This is a genomic window from Streptomyces canus (genome assembly GCF_030815415.1).
Classification (GTDB): domain Bacteria; phylum Actinomycetota; class Actinomycetes; order Streptomycetales; family Streptomycetaceae; genus Streptomyces; species Streptomyces canus_F.
This window is the reverse complement of record NZ_JAUSWW010000001.1, coordinates 9712528-9728290: the sequence shown is the minus strand read 5'-3', so window position 1 is coordinate 9728290 and position 15763 is coordinate 9712528. Positions and strand designations below refer to the sequence as shown.

Sequence of the window (15763 nt, the reverse complement as noted above, 5' to 3'; positions counted from 1 at the left end):
GGTGCGTCCATGCGTGCCGAAGCGAACAATTTTGCGACACGGGGCGGCAACTGAGGCTCTGTGAAGAGGGTGTCTCGGCTTGGCATCTACCGGTGGTTCGTTGGGGCGGGGCCAGGCAGGGCTGGAGCCGTTGACCGTGGCTGACCGCGTCGGTCAACTTCCACTGCCTGTCGGTAAGTTGCCCGCCTCACACGAACCCTTGACGCTGAACCGTTTCATTGCTTCTCTCGAAAGGCTGCCTCTGGGAGCGCTCCCACCCCATGCCGAAAGGGAACCCCGTGCAGACCACCCCCCACACCACCCGCTTACGCCGTCTCACCCGTACCCTCCCCACGCTCATCACGGCCGTTCTCGTCGCCTGCCTGCTGTCCTGGACCGGGAGTTCCCCTGCCCAGGCCGCGCCGGGTGACGGCTCGGTCTCCGACCCGAACATCGGCTACGTCGGGCGCTGGGACACCAGCGCCGGCACGGCGGCGGTACCCTCCTGGACCGGCGCCTATCTGCAGACGGCCTTCACCGGCACCACGGTGAAGGTCAAGGCGAGAGACGCGGTCAACCTGTACGCCAGCATCGACGGCGGCCCCGACGTCTTCCACCCCGGCGTGCGCGGCACGGTGAACCTCACTCCCCAGCCGTTGTCCGCCGGCACCCACACCCTGCGTATTTCGTACCGGTCCGGCGACACCGTCTTCCAGGGCCTGGTGCTGGACCCCGGTGCGCGCACGGTGGCACCGAACATCCCGTCCCGGCTCGTCGAGTTCGTCGGCGACTCCATCACCGCCGGCGCGCTCACGGACCGGCTCGCACTGGACTCGTACGCCTGGAAGACCGGCGAGCAACTGGGAGCGCGCCACACCCAGATCGCCCGGTCCGGCTACTGCCTCGTCGCCCAGTCCGGATGCACGGGCCTTGGCACGCAGTTCTTCAGGACGGCGAGCACGGGCAGCCAGAACTGGGACTTCTCCCGCTACCGGGCGGACGCCGTCGTCATCAACCTGGGCACCAACGACATCGGCCACGGAGTGACCGGCGCCGCCTTCCAGTCGGCGTACACCAAGTTCCTCGCCGACCTGCGCGCCACCTACCCCAACGCGCGTCTGTTCGCCGTGCAGACGCTCAAGAAGCGCTACGTCAACGAGACCAGGGCGGCCGTCACCGCCCGCACCAACGCCGGTGACAGCGGGGTGCACTACGTCGACACCACGGGCTGGCTGACCGACGGCACCGACTACGAGGACGGCAACGGGCATCCCAACGAGGCGGGCCACACCAAGTTCGCGAACCGTCTCGCCCCTGTCATCGCCGCCCGGCTCGGCGACCCCGCGTCCACCCGGGCGGCCGCTCCCGGTCAGCCCGGCGACCCGAACATCAAGTTCGTGGGCCGCTGGGACACCAGGACCTCCACCGCGTACACCCCGTACTGGGCGGGCGCCTACTACAGGGTCGGCTTCACCGGCAGGACCGTCCAGCTCAAGCAGCGCGGGACGATCGACTTCTGGGCGCGGATCGACAACGGCCCGGTGAAGTTCTACGACGACGTCAAGGGAACGGTGAACCTGACGCCCTCCCCGCTCTCCGCGGGCAACCACACCCTTCAGGTCAACTACCAGGTGGTCGCCGGTTCCTACCGGGGTGACGCCGTCTTTCAGGGACTGGTCCTCGACAGTGGCGCCACGACGTCTCCACCGTCGGCGCCCGGCAAGCTGGTCGAGTTCATCGGCGACTCGATCACGGTGGGGACGACGTCGTCGCAGAACGCCCGCACCGCGTACGGCTGGCTGATCGGGGAACGGCTCGGCACCGAGCACACCCAGATCGCCCAGGGCGGGGCCTGTCTGGTCGCCGCGGCGGACGGATGCGTCGGCCTGGAACGGCAGTTCACCAAGCTCAACCCGAACGCGGACACCCCCGACTGGGACTTCTCCCGCTACCAGGCGAACGCGGTCGTCATCAACCTCGGCACCAACGACGTGGGCCACGCGGTCAGTTCCGCGCAGTTCCAGACGGCGTACACCAGCCTGCTGCGCAAGGTCCGCGCGGCGTACCCACAGGCGTGGATCTTCGCATTGGAGACCTTCCGCGGCCGGTACGTCCCGCAGACCCAGGCGGCGGTCAAGGCGGCCGTCGACGGTGGGGACTCCCGGGTCTCCTTCGTCGACACCACCGGCTGGCTGGGTTCGGGCGACCTGACGGACTCGGTCCACCCCAACGACCAGGGACACCGCGTCATCGCGGACCGGCTGACACCGGTCATCGCGGCGCGCATCGGTACGTGAGGCAGGGCCGGGACCGCCGGACCGCGACGCGCAAGGGCACCTCCACTGCCTGCGCGGGCACGGCCCGGACCCGGCCCCGGCCCCGGCCCCGACGGGCTGTCGTTGATGGCCTCGGGTGTGTCATCAATCCGTGGCCACTGTCACAGCCGTGCCACAGGACGCGGCGGCAACTGCTGTGCGCACAACTTCTGTTGAAGTTCGCGGGTCTCATCTGCGGCAAGGGCGGTAGCCCTGCTCGGCGTCACCGGCACCGCGATCGCCGGCGGGCCCGCCTGGGCGCCACAGGGCGCCCAGCGCGCCACCACGGTGGCCCACGACGACTTCAACGGCGACGGTTATGCGGACCTGGTGACCGCGGCTCCCGCCGCGACGGTGGGTGGCAAGCCGAAAGCCGGGGTCGTCTCCGTGCTCTACGGCTCACCCAGGACGTCGACACCGCCAAGAAAGTGGTCCTGACGCAGAGTTCGGCCGGGGTGCCCGGCAGCCCGGAGGCTCATGACGCCTTCGGCGCGGCCCTCACGTCCGCGGATCTCGACGGGACGGATATGCCGATCTGGCCGTGGGAGTGCCCGGCGAGGACATCAGTGACGCCGTCGTCGCCGGCAGCGTCACTGTCCTGTGGGGCTCGGCCCGCGGGCTGACCGGCACGAGTTCGTGGCTGGAGAGCAACACCCTGGGCGCGCCCAGCGCGAGGGAGTCCTACGGCAGCGGGCTCACCGCCGCCGACGTCGACGCCGACGGGCGCCCGGAACTGGCCCACGTCAACGCGGAGGACTCCGTCTACGTGCACGACTTCAGCGCCTCTCGCACACCGGAGAACCCCGAGCAGCTCTACGGCCTGCCCACTCAGGTCGGTGCTGTTGCGCGGTTCCGCGGACGGACTGGACCTGGACCGCCCCTTCGGCGGAGGCTCGGTGGGCGCCTCCGGTGACATCAACAAGGACGGATACCCCGACCTCGTGCTGGGCGACCCCCGCACCCTGGAACACGGCGAGTGGGACCTGTCCGCGGGCAGTGTCTCCGTGCGCTATGGCACCCGGACGGCCTGTTCGGCTCCCAGCCCCAGACGCCGGATCAGATTTTCGAGCAGGGCAGGGGCGGCCTCGGAGGCAGTGCCGAAGTCGGCGATCAGTTCGGTGCCGCCCTCAACCTCGGCGACGTCAACGGCAACGGCTACCTCGACCTGGCGATCGGCTCCCCGGGCGAGAGCATCGGCGACCTGGCGGACACAGGCGTGGTGTGGCTGCTGCGCGGTTCGGCACGGGGACTGGGGACGGCCGACTCGCAGAAGTTCAACCAGACTCCGACCGCGACGGCCGGGCCGAACTCGTCACCACGGCTCCCTACGAGAACGACTCCGCAGGCTTCGCCTGGGTGCTCGACGGCGCGGCGTCGGGCGTGACGACCAACGGTTCCTGGTCGTTCGGCGCCGCCGCACTCGGCGCATCCCAGGACAACGCCTGCTTCGGATCCCTCCTCGGCAAGTAATCAGGCAGTCGCAGGCCGTCGTAGAACTGCTGGAACTGGAATACGTCGTCGGGCAGGCCTCCGCCTCGGCCTGCCCGGCGACGAGGGCGAGCCGGTCGATCCCGGGCCGGAAAGTTCCGCGCCGGGATTGCGCGCGCCTGCCGTCGGCCCTCCTGGATGAGAGCCCGGCACGTGGGTACTTGAGTTCCGCCGTCCTGCCCGCACGCGTGCCGGGACTCACGTCATGGCACGCCGAAACGCAGCAAGGAGCCGAACGCCGTGACCGACGTATCGAGCATGGGATCCCCCTCGGACGACCCCCGCCCGGTTCTCACCGACCGGCAGGGACACCCCGTCTACGACAACCAGAACCAGCGCACGGTCGGCGCGCGCGGCCCGGCCACCCTGGAGAACTACCACTTCCTGGAGAAGATCAGCCACTTCGACCGCGAGCGGATCCCGGAGCGTGTCGTGCACGCGCGCGGTGTGACCGCCTTCGGCTTCTTCGAGTCGTACGGGGCCTGGGGTGACGAGCCGATCAGCCGGTTCACCCGGGCGAAGGTATTCCAGGAGCGCGGCAAGCGCACCGACGTGGCGGTGCGGTTCTCCACGGTGATCGGCGGCCGCGACTCCTCCGAGTCGGCCCGCGATCCGCGCGGCTTCGCCGTGAAGTTCTATACGGAGGACGGGAACTGGGACCTGGTCGGCAATAACCTGGGAGTCTTCTTCATCCGTGACGCCGTGAAGTTCCCCGACGTCATCCACGCCCTCAAGCCGGACCCCGTCTCCCACGAACAGAAGCCCGCCCGCATCTTCGACTTCATGTCGCAGACCCCCGAGAGCATGCACATGCTGGTCAACCTCTTCAGCCCGCGGGGCATCCCCGCGGACTACCGGCACATGCAGGGCTTCGGCGTGAACACCTACAAGTGGGTCGACGCCGAGGGCCGCACCGTCCTCGTCAAGTACCACTGGATGCCCAAACAGGGCGTACGCAGCATGACCGAGGAAGACGCGGCGAACGTACAGGCCGAGGAACTCGGCCACGCCACCAAGGACTTGTACGAGGCGATCCGCCGGGGTGACTACCCGGAGTGGGAGCTGCTCGTGCAGATGATGGAGGACGGCGAGCACCCTGAGCTGGACTTCGATCCGCTCGACGACACCAAGACGTGGCCGGAGCAGGAGTTCCCGCCCAAGCCGGTCGGCCGCCTGGTCCTCGACCGCACGGTCGACAACTACTTCGCCGAGAACGAGCAGATCGCCTTCGGTACCGGCGTCCTGGTCGACGGCCTCGACTTCTCCGACGACAAGATGCTGATTGGGCGGACCTTCTCGTACAGCGACACCCAGCGCTATCGCGTCGGCCCGAACTACCTCCAGCTGCCGGTCAACCAGGCCAAGAACGCGGAGGTGCGCACCAACCAGCGCGACGGCTTCATGGCGTACGACAACCGGGCGGCGAACGAGAACCCGGAGGTCAACTACGAGCCGTCGATCACGGGAGGACTGCGGGAGGCCCAGTACCCGACCCACGACGAGCAAGGGCCCGAGATCCGGGGGCGGTTGACTCGCAAGCGGATCCCGCGCACCAACGACTACCTCCAGGCCGGTCAGCGCTACCTGCTGATGGAGGAGTGGGAACGCGACGACCTCGTGCACAATTTCGTCAGTCTGATCTCCCAGTGCGACCGCACGGTCCAAGAGCGCATGGTCTGGCACTTCCTGATGGTGGAGAACGACCTCGGGCTGCGGGTCGGCGAGGGGCTGGGCATCGCCCCCTCCGACGTAGCGCATCTGGAGCCACTGGCGGACCAGACGCTGACGGACGAGGACCGCAAGCGCCTGGAACACCTGGGGAACAACCCGCCCCGCGACGTCTCCGGTCTGACCATGACGCACTGCGTACCGGACGAACGGCACGTGGTGACCCGGTGACCGGCTGATCCGCCGGGCTGTCCACCAAGAGGGGAGGCCGCGAAGATCGCATTTCCCGCCCGGCCTGAAGGCCGGGATTCCCTGCGAAGATCAAGGGATGGCACGGGAAGCCGCCGAACGCGGAATGAGCCAGGACCTGTCTCGAAGTCCGGGTCATTTGATCTTGTGGCAAGATCACGGGATGCTACGACTAACCGACTTCATCATCGACTGCCCGGACACGATGAAGCTGGCAGCCTTCTACTCCGAGGTGGTGGGCCTGCCGGTCAAGCAGGACAGTGACGAGAACTGGGCCGGTATCCAGTTCGGCGAGCTCGAACTGGCCTTCGTCCAGGTGGATGACTACCGCGCCCCGCAGTGGCCCGACAGCGAGCATCCCAAACAGTTCCACCTCGACTTCGAAGTCGACGACATCGAGGCCGAACAGCGCCGCGTCCTGGCCCTCGGCGCGACCTTGCAGCAGGACTGCACCGATCCCGACGGCTACGGCTTCCGCGTCTACACCGACCCCATCGGCCACCCCTTCTGCCTCTGCCGCAACAAGGGTGTCGTCTGGACCGATCAGGGCCTCATCTGGCCCACGCAGGGGTAGCGCCCGGGGTCATGCCCCCGGGCGTGACGCAGCCGATCATGTCCCGTCGCTTCCGGTCCTGGGCACGGCATCGGTCCGGCCCGGCACCGCAGTTGCGGTGCCGGGCCGGTGTTGCGGCTCAGACCGTCAGCCCTGGCGGGCCTTGAAGCGCGGGTCCTTCTTGTTGAGCACGAAGGTGACGCCCCGTCGGCGTACCACCTGGGCGCCGGGCTTGGCCTTCAACGAGCGCAGGGACTTTCGCACCTTCATAGCCGTCTCCTCCCGGGGGATCGAACGAGGTCCGCTGTCAGGCGCGGACGGGAGTGGTGGCGCCGTAGCGCCTTTGGAAGCGCTCCACGCGGCCCGCGGTGTCCACGACCCGTGAGGTGCCGGTGTAGAACGGGTGGCTCGCCGACGGGATCTCGACGTCGACGACCGGGTACGTGCCGCCGTCCTCCCATTGGACCGTGCGGTCCGCGTGGATGGTGGAGCGGGTGAGCAGGTGGAAGCCTGCTGCGCGGTCACGGAAGACGACCGGGCGGGATTCGGGGTGGATGCCGTGCCTCATGGGGTGGCCTTTCTGATGCTGCCGACGGGGAGCCGCGAAGACGGGTGTCAGCGTTCTTCTCGGAAGAGGACGTGCGCGCCGACCTGCGGGTCGTACTTACGCAGGACCATGCGGTCGGGATCGTTCAGACGGTTCTTGCGGGTCACGTAGGTGACCCCGGTACCGGCCGTCGACCTCAGCTTGACGACGGGGCGTGTGGTGCTGCGTGCCATGAGGTGTTCCTTCCTCCACCGCCCGAGCTAATTGACTCGGACATGTCAGACGACTTCTGTAACAACGTCGGCCTGTGCCTCATTCCCGACGGTCACCGCTCTCGGTATGGGCTGTAGCGGTGCGGCGCCGTGGCAAAGACGGGCGTCTGTACCCGCCTGGACCACGGCGAAGAAACATGGGGTGAAGGGCGGTCGCCTACGCGGCGAAACGCTCTGCGGGGCTTCAGCCGGACGATCGTCCCCGCAGGCAATAGATGAGGCCCGGGGACACTGTCCCCTTCACTCCCACGCCGCGTTCAACACACCCGCCCCCGCCGGCATTCCCGACGCGGAGACGACAGCCGATGGAGAGGTTCAGCCACCAGGCGGCCGCTTGCCGGGCGGTGAGGGGGTGCTCGGCGCGGTCGCGGACATCGCGGGGCAGATCGGTACGGCCTGCGCGGCCCATCGCGTGGGCCAGGCCGCTCAACATGGTGGCCGCGACCGGGTCCCGACGCTGGGCCCCACCGACGGGCGTAGTGGGTGAGAGCGCGGGTGAAGAAGGCGTCGTCGCCTGGATGGGCGTCGATCGTGTCCGAGGGGGTACCCCGGGATGCGCTGCTCCGCCCCGCGGATCACAGCGACTCGCGGTCGGCTCCGCTCCAGCGCTCAGGGGCGGGTCACCCGGGCCAGTGATCACTCGGTGAGCGACCACGCGCTGAGCGCCTCTTCTCCTCCGCGCATCCGGCTACGGCAGCCGGTCCTCCGGTACGACGTGCATCGCAGCCTCCTCCGCGCCTGCCGCTCCCCCGTCGATACCCTCATCCTCAGCGACGAGCTCCTTGGTTGTGTCCTCCCGCACGCCTTCGTCCGGTGCCACCAAGCGGCCGGCGCGCTCAGTGCCGGCCTCCGGGTCGAGGGGTTCACCCTCCCCGCCGGGCAGGTCACCGATCTCATCCCCCATCGGTGCCTCCACGTCGGGGACCTCCTGGCCCAGGCGGTCATCCAAGGACTCGCCCTCGTACTGCTCGGCCGCCGTCGTGCCCGTTTTGGTCACGCCCAAAGGCCTCTCCGGCGGAGAATAGCCCTCGTCCAACTGATCGTCGTAAGTGCGCTCGTCCACCGCGTCCTGGAGATCCAGCGGGTTCGCGTCCTCCTGTTCCTCGTTGCTGCCCGTGGGCTGGTAGACGTCATCCGCCATGTCCTGATCACTCATGATCGCCTCCGGAACGTTTCTGATCATCTGTGGGTACGGAGTACCGAGTACCCGGCGCATGACACATGGAGGACGAGCGCGGGCGAGGGAGTGCGCGCCAAGATGAGGCACCGGCTGTTCCGACCCACCAGGGTTCACTCGCCGGTGGTTTTGTCCACCAGCGCGCTGTGCGCCAGCTGCAGCGCGTCCGACCCGGCCAGCGCAGCGAGCGCCCCCATGGCGGTGCGCGTCGCGCGCGGCCACAGCAGCTGGCCGGCGGTCAGCGTCGAGGCGACCCAGACGCTCACGCAGAACGGGCAGGTCACCAGCTCGCCCACGATGTCCCTGCCGTTCTCGGACCGGGCCTCCTCGTGCAGTTCGGCCGGGCCCTGCGTACCGACGTACCGGGTGAAGGGGGCCCGCAGCGGACTGGTCACCGACGCCTTGCTCAGCAGTCGGCTGAGCCGGAACGTGGCCACGGACGTGAGGACCACGTCCCACGGCTCGGGCCTGTCCGGCACCGGGCGTCCGCGCAGCCGTACCGCCGCCGCCCAGGCCGCCGTGTAGGCGCCGAACCCTGCCATGGTCGTGAGATATCCGCCCAGGGGCCGGTCCTGCGCGCCCGCGTAGTCCCGGCCCGTGCGTCGCACGATTGCCCTCACACGTCGTCCGAGGCGGCTCTCGGTCGCTGTGGTCATGCGCAGCCGGGTCTCCCCCTGCCGACGGACCAAACACGGTGGTGGGCGGCGGTTCAGACGCTCGGGCGGATGACCGCGCGGACGCAGCCGTCCGTCTTCTGCTTGAACATGTCGTAGCCGCGCGACGCCTCGTCCAGGGCCACGCTGTGGGTGGCCAGGTGCGAGGTGCTCAGGTCCCCGGCGGCCAGGCGGTCCAGCATGGGGATGTGGCGCTGGCCGTGCTGTTGGGCCCCCGTAGCGTCAGACCCTTCGTGGGCCACGGCCGCCGGTGTCGCCGCTCGGCTGTTCCTGGGCGTCCGCACGCACGGGAGCGCGCGGCGAACCGCTCGGCCTCCCTCACGGAGCCCGGGGACTGAGGTGCAGGAGTACGGCTGTCAACGGAAACTTCGAACTCCCCGGTGGCGGGCGAGTCGGTGCCGCCGGTGGGACGGGGCGGGGAGCTGGTCCCACCGGCGGCTGCTCAGGACGGCCTACAGAAAGGAATCTGCGTCAGGCCGTACGCCGATGTGATCCCCGCGCGTCAGAACGCGGGGATGGCGGCCGCGGCCCGGCTGTCGGCGTTCCGGGCCTTGTTGATGTTGCTCTGGAGGTTGCCGGTCAGCGGGAAGTTGGCGCTGCCCCACTTGGAGTTCCACAGCTGGTCGCGCGGTGTCTTGTCCATGTTCTCCATGGTGACCAGGGCCGGGCGGTCCCAGCCTCCGTCGCCCCACGCCTCCGGGCCCTCGCCCCACGCGGCGAAGCGGAACGCGTGCGTGCTCGCGCCGTCCTTGTGGTAGACGATCTCGACGCGGTTGTAGCTCGACTCTCCGTTCAGCCTGCCCATCGGCACCTCGTTGATCGGGTGGGTGCTGTAGCCGCCGTGCCGGGAGGCGGACAGGAAGCGGGGGCTCTCCTCGCCCTGCTTCTGGAAGACCACGACGGACTCCCAGTCGTGACGGTGTCCGAAGGCGTCGGCGCCGGCCAGCGTCTGGTCCTTCTCGAAGTAGAGCGCGTAGACATACGCGCACCAGCCGTCCTTGCACCAGCTCTGCGAGTACGTGTTGGCCTTGCCGAGGTGATTGGTCCGGCAGCCGCCGGTGATCGACCCGGTGTTGTCCAGACCGCCGTTGAGCTTTCCGCTCGCGTCGACGGCCGCCGCGGGGAAGCAGCTGTCCGAGTCGTAGTCGAAGAGCGGCATGTACTTGTTCTGGAAGGTGCTCGCGTTCCACGGCAGCGGGGTCAGAATGGCGGCGTTCGCGCTCGTCGAGACGCCGACGGTCAGCGCGCCGGCGCTGAGCGCGACAAGTGCCGCTCGGCCGAGTCGGGACGTTGTGCGGTGGTGCGTGGATGCCTTGAACATTGCGGGTGCTCTCCACTGTGTCGTGCCGGGAACACGGCTCGGTCGTGCCGTCGTCCGGCGTGGCGGGACCGACACTGGCAGCCGGAAAGTTGACTGGCACCCCTTTCATCAGGCCGTTCAATTCCGTCGTCCGGAGTTCGCCTTCGCCGCTCCGACTGTTTTCGGTTGTTTTCGTTGTGAACAGCTATGGCGCACGCCCCGTTTTCCCCTGTGATGTGACTGTGATGTGACTCCTGTGCTGTACGGGGATGGGGAGGGCGGAGCTCATGGGGCGTCCCGAGAGACCTGTGGACCCGCAGGCCGGTCCGGTGCAGCGGTTCGCCCATGAGCTGCGGGAACTTCGGCGGACGGCGGGCGGACCCTCGTACCGGCGGATGGCCGAGGCGGCCGGGTTCTCCGCGGCGACGCTGTCCGAGGCGGCGCGCGGAGAACGGCTGCCGTCGCTCGCGGTGGTCCAGGGATATGTGCGGGCGTGCGGAGGCGACCCGGGTGCGTGGGAACCGCGCTGGAAGGACGCCGAGGCGGAGGCCGCGTCCACCGCCCGCGACGAGGACGGGGCAACCGCGGCGCCCTACCGGGGGCTGACCCCCTTCGATACGGACGACCGGGAGTTGTTCTTCGGTCGGGACGGACTGGTCGGCGAGCTTCTGCGGCTGGTGCGGGAGCACAGGTTCGCGGTGGTGTTCGGGGCGTCGGGGAGCGGGAAGTCGTCGCTGCTGCGGGCCGGGCTGATACCCCGCCTCCAGCAGGAGAGCCGCGACCGCGAACGGAACTCCGACCAGGGTGCCCCGGTCGCGGCCGACTCCCCTGACTCCCCCGGCTCGCCGGACGCCCCGGACTGCTCTGGCGCGCCGGTCGAGGTGCGGGTGTTCGCGCCCGGGGAGCGGCCCGCCGAGACGTACGGGCACCTGCTGGTCCCGAAGGAGGGGGCCCCGGAGAGATGGGTGATCGTCGACCAGTTCGAGGAGGTCTTCACCCTCTGCCACGACCGCGCCGAGCGAAGCCGGTTCGTCGACCTCCTGCTGGCCGCCCGGAACCCGGACAGCCGGTTGCGTGTACTCGTGTCCGTACGGGCCGACTTCTACGCCCGCTGCGCCGAGCAGCCGGAGCTCGCGGCCGCGCTCGACGGTGCCGGGCTGCTGGTCGGGGCGATGACGGCGGACGAGCTGCGGGAGGCGGTGACCCGGCCGGCGGCGGCCGCCGGGCTCCTGGTCGAGCGGGAACTCACCGCACGGATCGTCGAGGAGGTCCTCGGCCGGCCGGGCGCGCTGCCGATGCTGTCGCACGTGCTGCTGGAGACCTGGCGGCGACGCCGGGGCAGGCTGCTGACGCTGGCCGCGTACGAGGCGGCGGGCGGGGTGCGCGGGGCGATCGCGGCGAGCGCGGAGGAGGTGTACGGGCAGCTGACGCCCGAACAGGCCCGCAGTGCCCGCCAGTTGTTGCTGCGGATGGTCGAACCGGGGCAGGGCGGCGCCGACACCCGGCGCCCGCTGACCCGGGCCGAGCTGACCGAGTCGACCGACGGACATGTGCCCGTGGTGGTGGAACGCCTGGCCCGGGCCCGGCTCCTCACCGCCGACGAGAACGGCGTCCAGCTCGCCCACGAGGCGCTGATCACCTGCTGGCCGAGGCTGCGCGACTGGATCGAGGAGGACCGGGAGTGGCTGGGCCACCACCGGCGGCTGGCCGAGGAGACCCGGCTCTGGCTGGAGCACGACCGCGACCCCGGTGCGCTGATCCGGGGCAGCAGGCTGGCCCGCGCCGAGGCCGTGTTCGCCGGTGAACCGACCGGCGAACGGGGCCGTCTCACCCCGCCCGAGCGGGAGTTCCTCGGCGCGGCACTCGCGGCCCGCGCGGCGCACGCCCGGACCGCCGCCCGTACCGCCCGGCGTACCCGCGCTCTCGTCGGCGCGCTGTCCGCCCTGCTGGCGATGGCCCTGATGGGCGGGCTCGCCGCCTGGCACCTGGGCGTCGACAACACACGGCATCACACCGACACCGCAGCGCGCCGGATCGCCGACCTCGCCGACGCGACGCGGACGACCGATCCGCGCACCGCGATGCTGCTGGGCGTCGCCGCCTGGCGCGTCTCGCCGCTGCCGGAGGCCCGCCGGGCGCTGCTCGGTTCCCTCGCCCAGGTGGAACACGCCGTCTTCACCGACCCTGCGCCGGGCGACAACCCGAAGCGTTTCCTCGCCGACTCCGGCCGCACGCTGCTCAGCGTCGAGGGCCGTACCTGGCGGACCTGGGACGTGGTCACGAGCCGCCGCACCGCTTCCGGCCGACTCCCCGCCGGCGAGGTGCTCGCCGCCGGTCCCGACGCCCGGGTCCTCGCGGTCGGCGGGGCCGACGGCATCCGCCTGTGGGACACGGCCACCGGCCGCTGGACCGGCGACCCGCGCCCCCTCCCCGCCACCTCCGTCATCGATATCGCGGAGGGCGGTTACGTCGTGAGCGGCACCGGCGACGGCCGGGTGAGCCTGCGGTCCGTCACCGGCGGTGGCGTGCTGTTCGGGGGCCGGGTGGCGAGCGGCCCGGTCACTTCGGCCGTGAGCGCGGACGGCCGCCTGGTCGCTGTCTGCCCGGCGGGCGGGTCCCCGCAGGTCTGGGACATCACCGGCCGACACATCCGCCCCGGCCCCTGGGAACGGACCCGCGGCCTGTGCGCCGAGGCGCAGGCGACGGCCCTCGTGTTCGGCGCCGACGGCGCCCGGCTCGCCGCGCTCTCGGCCTCCGGTGTGACGGTATGGGACACGGCGTCCGCCCGCGAAGTCGCCCGCCTCGACGAACCGGGCGCGCAACAGGCCGCGTTCACCCCGGACGGCACCTTCCTGGCGACCGACGCCGGCGCGGAGATCCGGGTGTGGCGCCTGTCGGACCCGGCAGCCCCCGTGTTCCGGCACCCCGTCAACAACCAGCACCTGTACGGCCTCTCCTGGGACCCCGCCCGCCGGACCGCCCTGCGCTACCTCGAAGGCGGCGCCGTCCACTGCCTGGAACTGGGCATGGCGGTCACGCCGGCCTGGCGCCCGCACCCGATGACGGCCGTACGCATCAGCCCGGACGGCCGCACCTACGCGACCGCCCAACTCGTCGACGCCCGCTACCGTTTCGAACTCCGGGCCACCTCCGACGGCCGCCTCCTGCGCACGCTCCCCGCCCCTCCCCCGCCCGTGCCGACCGCCCCGTCCGACCCGGCGAACCCGGCACACACGGCCGCCCTCCTCGCGTTCAGCCCCGACGGCAAGGCACTCTCGTACGGGGTCTCGGCGCCCAGCCGGAAGGTGTCCTCCCAGCGCTTCACGGTCTGGGACCTGACCCGTGACCGGCTCCGGGCCACCCTGGAACTCGCGACGCCCGAGTCCGCCGCCCCGGTGGCCGCCCTGGCGTTGGGACCGGGCGGCGGCACCCTTTACGCGGCCCGACTGCCCGTCCCCGGCAAACCGGTCGACGAGGCGTGGAACACCGAAACCGGCCGCCGCACGACCGTCCTCACCAGCCTGACCAGCACCCACCTGGCCGTCCACCCCGACGGCAGCCTCCTCGTCGGCGACAACCGCACCGCGGATCTCCGCCCGGGGAAGGTCACCGGCAAAGGGCTCGTCCAGGGCGAGCAAATCAGCGCCCTCGCCTTCGCAGCCGACGGTTCACGCCTCGCGGCGGGCGACCTGACCGGGCGGGTCGCGCTGTGGGACGGGGAGTTGAACGACCGTACGGGCATTCTGCGCAACGTCTTCCGCGCTCCCCTGGGCGAAGTACCGGAAGCGGTGAGCGCACTGGCGGTCAGCCCGGACGGCGCGACCCTGGCCGTCGGGGGCACCACGGGCACACTCCAACTCTGGGACATCACCACCCAACAGCCCCTGGGCGGCCCGCTGACCACCCCGGGCGAGGTGATCGACTCGCTCGCCTTCAGCGCCGACAGCGGCACCCTGTACGCGGGCAGCGCCCATGTCCCCCTCCAGCGGTACGCGGTCGACCCCGAACGGGCGGCCACCCAGGTGTGCGCCCGGGCGGGCAAGGGGGCGAACCTCTCGCGGGAGCAGTGGAGGACGTATGTGCCGGAGGTGGGGCACAGGAGGGTGTGCGGCCAGGCCCTGTAGGGCTACAGGACCTGGAGGGCCCCAGCGCCCGTAGCTCCTGTCCGGGCACAGGCCCAACGGCCTCCCGCCGTGCGGCTCTTCACTCTGAGCAGCGGGCGCAAGATCCAGGGAGGATCGCCCCCGCCACCCGGACGGGGTCAGGACGAAGTTGTCACCCAGCTCGCCACTGATGGGCGGAGAACCGTACCCGGTCCGCTCAGCGTCCTTGTGGGAACGCATCCGCCCGCACAGAAGGCTGCTCCATGCCCCCACAGCACAACAGCACCGCCCCCTCGTCGCTCGGGGGGACACAACGCGGCGTCGTGGCCGCCACGTTCGCCGTGCTGCTGCGCCACCGGAGCACTCTCACGGCCGCGACGGTGCGCGCCGTCAGCCTTACCGCACTCGCCGGGCTGCTGACGACCGCCACGGTCTTCGCCCTCTCCTGGCCTCTGGTCACCCACATGCGAAGCGAACGCATCCGCTACCACCAGCTCGAGGACCCCTACTCGCACGATCACTCCGATCTGGGACTGGTCGCTCTGGCGACTCTCCCTCTCTACCTGCTGCTGCTCGGAGTGGGCAGCGCGGCCCTGCAAAGTGTGTGCTCCCGAACGGTCGCAGCAGAGGCTCAAGGATCCCCGCAGTCTGACCGGTTGCCTACGGCGGCGAGCGCACGACTGCGACCGATCCTCGCCGTATACGTACTGCGCGGCCTGATCGTGTGGACCCCGCCGCTGCTCGCCTTCGAGCTGACGCGCCGTCTGACCAGCAATCTGCTCGACACTCCCCTGCCCCTGGCCCGCGGATCATGGCCCTACACACTCGTCTCGGCCTCCCCGGCGGTCGCCGTGTGCATCGCCGTGCTGGTCCGCCTCGCGCTTGCCCTCGCCCCCGCCGCCGCGGCCTCCGGCCTGAGCCCGCACGAGGCTCTGCGTCATTCGTGGACGCTGACGACACGGACGCGTGCGGGCGCGGTCCGCGTCCTCGCGGTTGCCCTGCCGCTGGCTGCACTGACCGCCACGGTCATCCGGCTCGCGACACAACTGGCTCTGCCGGTCCGCCCGTTCCTGCGCGACCTCCTCGAAGAGGCGACGGGAAACTTCTTCGCCGCGTACTACGCCGGCATCCTCGCGCCCGTCATCATCGGCATCCTCACAGCCGCGGCCCTGACCTTCCCCCTCACGGCCACCGCCTTCGCGGCCCTCTACGACCGCCTGTGGACTCGCCTTCCGCCGCGACTCGCGGCGACCACAGGCGACTCCACGACCTGAGGATCCCACCGAGGTTGTCCTTCCTGACTGTTCAAGCACAGCGGCGTTCGGACTGTGTCAACGCCCCTGCCGGGTTACGCAGTCGTGGCGAAGGCGAGGGCATCCGCACTGGCTCGCTTGTCCTGGGTGCGGTCCGCGTGGCCGCGTCGGCGGGGTCGGCCAGG

General features: G+C 70.4%; 14 protein-coding genes and 2 pseudogenes. 9 read left to right on the top strand and 7 right to left on the bottom strand.

The genetic code is table 11. From position 1 onward, the window contains the following. Nucleotides 1-278: 278 nt before the first annotated feature. From QF037_RS45330 to QF037_RS45300, 7 genes and pseudogenes are all read left to right on the top strand, one after another. On the top strand, nucleotides 279-2276 hold the full coding sequence (locus QF037_RS45330) for a GDSL-type esterase/lipase family protein (protein WP_307035738.1): 1998 nt from the start codon (nucleotides 279-281) through the stop codon (nucleotides 2274-2276). Between the two features lie 306 nt (nucleotides 2277-2582). Continuing rightward, on the top strand, nucleotides 2583-2732 hold the full coding sequence (locus QF037_RS45325) for an FG-GAP repeat protein (protein WP_307035736.1): 150 nt from the start codon (nucleotides 2583-2585) through the stop codon (nucleotides 2730-2732). 91 nt (nucleotides 2733-2823) lie between these two features. Then, nucleotides 2824-3207 (top strand): annotated as a pseudogene (locus QF037_RS45320) (hypothetical protein); the annotation flags it as partial. Nucleotides 3208-3270: 63 nt separating this feature from the next. Further along, nucleotides 3271-3474, top strand: a pseudogene (locus QF037_RS45315) (FG-GAP repeat protein); the annotation flags it as partial. A 41-nt stretch (nucleotides 3475-3515) separates the two neighbouring features. Continuing rightward, on the top strand, nucleotides 3516-3764 hold the full coding sequence (locus QF037_RS45310) for a hypothetical protein (RefSeq protein ID WP_307037844.1): 249 nt from the start codon (nucleotides 3516-3518) through the stop codon (nucleotides 3762-3764). A gap of 258 nt (nucleotides 3765-4022) precedes the next feature. Further along, complete coding sequence (locus QF037_RS45305) at nucleotides 4023-5681, top strand: catalase (protein ID WP_373463901.1); 1659 nt, start codon at nucleotides 4023-4025, stop codon at nucleotides 5679-5681. 181 nt (nucleotides 5682-5862) lie between these two features. Beyond that, on the top strand, nucleotides 5863-6273 hold the full coding sequence (locus QF037_RS45300) for a VOC family protein (protein WP_307035732.1): 411 nt from the start codon (nucleotides 5863-5865) through the stop codon (nucleotides 6271-6273). A gap of 126 nt (nucleotides 6274-6399) precedes the next feature. On the opposite strand, the gene ykgO is transcribed toward QF037_RS45300, so the two are convergent. The 7 genes from ykgO to QF037_RS45265 all read right to left on the bottom strand — a co-directional run bounded on the left by ykgO (nucleotide 6400) and on the right by QF037_RS45265 (nucleotide 10243). Continuing rightward, nucleotides 6400-6522: a type B 50S ribosomal protein L36 gene (ykgO, locus tag QF037_RS45295; protein ID WP_046258531.1), complete on the bottom strand. Its 123-nt coding sequence runs from the start codon at nucleotides 6520-6522 to the stop codon at nucleotides 6400-6402. A gap of 37 nt (nucleotides 6523-6559) precedes the next feature. After that, a complete protein-coding gene (locus QF037_RS45290; RefSeq protein WP_307035730.1) occupies nucleotides 6560-6820 on the bottom strand; it encodes a type B 50S ribosomal protein L31 in 261 nt (86 codons plus the stop codon). Between the two features lie 47 nt (nucleotides 6821-6867). After that, nucleotides 6868-7032: a 50S ribosomal protein L33 gene (gene rpmG, locus QF037_RS45285; RefSeq protein WP_307035728.1), complete on the bottom strand. Its 165-nt coding sequence runs from the start codon at nucleotides 7030-7032 to the stop codon at nucleotides 6868-6870. A 727-nt stretch (nucleotides 7033-7759) separates the two neighbouring features. Beyond that, entirely contained in the window at nucleotides 7760-8227 is a 468-nt protein-coding gene (locus QF037_RS45280; RefSeq protein ID WP_307037714.1) for a DUF5709 domain-containing protein, read from the bottom strand. Between the two features lie 134 nt (nucleotides 8228-8361). Then, nucleotides 8362-8904 carry a DUF1360 domain-containing protein gene (locus QF037_RS45275; protein WP_307035726.1) on the bottom strand — a complete coding sequence of 181 codons (543 nt, stop codon included), beginning with the start codon at nucleotides 8902-8904 and terminating at the stop codon, nucleotides 8362-8364. 53 nt (nucleotides 8905-8957) lie between these two features. Then, nucleotides 8958-9104, bottom strand: coding sequence for a hypothetical protein (locus QF037_RS45270; protein WP_307035724.1), 147 nt, complete (start codon nucleotides 9102-9104; stop codon nucleotides 8958-8960). A 320-nt stretch (nucleotides 9105-9424) separates the two neighbouring features. Then, nucleotides 9425-10243: an NPP1 family protein gene (locus QF037_RS45265; RefSeq protein ID WP_307035722.1), complete on the bottom strand. Its 819-nt coding sequence runs from the start codon at nucleotides 10241-10243 to the stop codon at nucleotides 9425-9427. 266 nt (nucleotides 10244-10509) lie between these two features. On the opposite strand from QF037_RS45265, the gene QF037_RS45260 reads away from it, so the two are divergent. After that, the gene (locus QF037_RS45260) at nucleotides 10510-14346 is read left to right on the top strand and encodes an nSTAND1 domain-containing NTPase (protein ID WP_307035720.1); all 3837 of its coding nucleotides are present in this window, start codon (nucleotides 10510-10512) and stop codon (nucleotides 14344-14346) included. Between the two features lie 242 nt (nucleotides 14347-14588). Next, nucleotides 14589-15599, top strand: a complete 1011-nt coding sequence (locus tag QF037_RS45255) for a hypothetical protein (protein WP_307035718.1) — start codon at nucleotides 14589-14591, stop codon at nucleotides 15597-15599. The last annotated feature ends 164 nt before the right edge of the window (nucleotides 15600-15763 follow it).